Consider the following 1,605-nt stretch of genomic DNA (forward strand, 5'->3'; position numbering starts at 1 on the left):
GGCCTGATGTGTTTTCGACTTCAGTGTAGACGCCCAAGAGTGGGAATCAGCTCTTCTGCTTGAAGCCGGGCAGCACCTGGCCGAGCCGGGCGCCCATCGCGGCGCCGAGTGCCTGCAGCGCATTCAGAGGGCGGATCATCACTTCGAAGTCGACGATGCGGCCCTGCTCGTCGAAGCGGATCATGTCGATGCCCTTGAGCTGCTTGTCGTCGACGACTGCGCTGAACTCCAGCACCACGTTCAGGCCGTCGGCGCTGGCGAACTGGCGGTGGTAGGTGAAGTCATTGAAGATCGTGATGACCGTGCGCAGCGCGAGCAGCAGCGCCGGTGCCGGGCCGTAGGGGTTGAACGCCATCGGCGAGCGGAAGACCGCTTCGGGGTGGACGATGGCTTCGAGGGCGTCGAGGTCCTTGCGTTCGACCAGCGTGTGCCACGCGTCGAGCGACTTGGCCACGGCAGGGTGGAGGTGGGCGGGGGCTTGCATCATCGTGGGCTCCTGAACTGGTTCCGGGTCATCAGAGGATGGACGCCAGGGTGGTGCCCTGGGCGATGGCGCGCTTGGCGTCGAGCTCGGTGGCTTCGTGGGCGCCGCCGATCAGGTGGACCTTGTGCCCCGCAGCCAGCAGCTTGTCGTGCAGCTCGCGTTGCGGCTCTTGACCGGCGCAAATGACCACGTGGTCCACCGGCAGGGTCTGTTCCACGCCATCGATCGCAACATGCAGGCCGGCGTCATCGATGCGCTGGTAGCTGACCGACGAGGTCATGCCGACGCCGCGAGCCTTCAGGGCCGTGCGGTGGATCCAGCCGGTGGTCTTGCCGAGCTGGTCGCCGACTTTGGACTTCTTGCGTTGCAGCAGGTGGACCTTGCGCGCCGGTGCCTCCAGGTGCGGTTTGCGCAGGCCGCCGGGGCCTGTGTAGCCCCGGTCGACGCCCCATTCGGCGAAGAACTTCGACGGGTTCAGGCTCGCGCTCTCGCCGCTGTGCGTCAGGTACTCGGCCACGTCGAAACCGATGCCGCCGGCGCCGACGATGGCCACGTTCTTGCCGACAGCCTTGCCGTCACGCAGCACGTCCAGATAGCCCAGTGCCTTCGGGTGGTCCGCGCCCTCGATCGGTGGCTGGCGAGGCACGATGCCGGTGGCCAGCACGATCTCGTCGAAGCCTTCTTCGGCCAACGCCTCGACCGTGGCGCGGGTGTTGAGCCTCAGCTCAACCCCCTTCAGCTCGATCTGGCGACTGAAGTAGCGCAAGGTCTCATGGAACTCTTCCTTGCCGGGGATGCGCTTGGCGATGTTGAACTGGCCACCGATCTCGGCGCCTGACTCGATCAGCGTCACCGCATGGCCGCGCTCGGCGGCTGTCACGGCGCAGCTCAAGCCCGCCGGCCCGGCACCGACCACGGCGACGCGCTTGCGTGTTTCGGCGGGCTTGATGACCAGTTCAGTTTCGTGGCATGCACGCGGGTTGACCAGGCACGAGGTGATCTTGCCCGCAAAGGTGTGGTCGAGGCAGGCCTGGTTGCAGCCGATGCAGGTGTTGATCTCATCGGCGCGGCCCTCACGCGCCTTGCGCACGAAATCGGCATCGGCCAGGAAGGGGCGTGCC

At 66.4% G+C, this 1,605-nt stretch carries 2 protein-coding genes; both read right to left on the minus strand.

What is annotated here, in order from left to right; all coding sequences use genetic code 11:
* Nucleotides 1-46 precede the first annotated feature (46 nt).
* Nucleotides 47-487, minus strand: a complete 441-nt coding sequence (locus AC1DYI_RS35030) for a nuclear transport factor 2 family protein (RefSeq protein ID WP_477208703.1) — start codon at nt 485-487, stop codon at nt 47-49.
* A 28-nt stretch (nt 488-515) separates the two neighbouring features.
* The coding region (locus tag AC1DYI_RS35035) for an FAD-dependent oxidoreductase (protein ID WP_477208704.1) at nt 516-1,605 on the minus strand (1,090 nt) is incomplete at its 5' end.

The organism is Ideonella sp. P3_A4, from assembly GCF_056403075.1.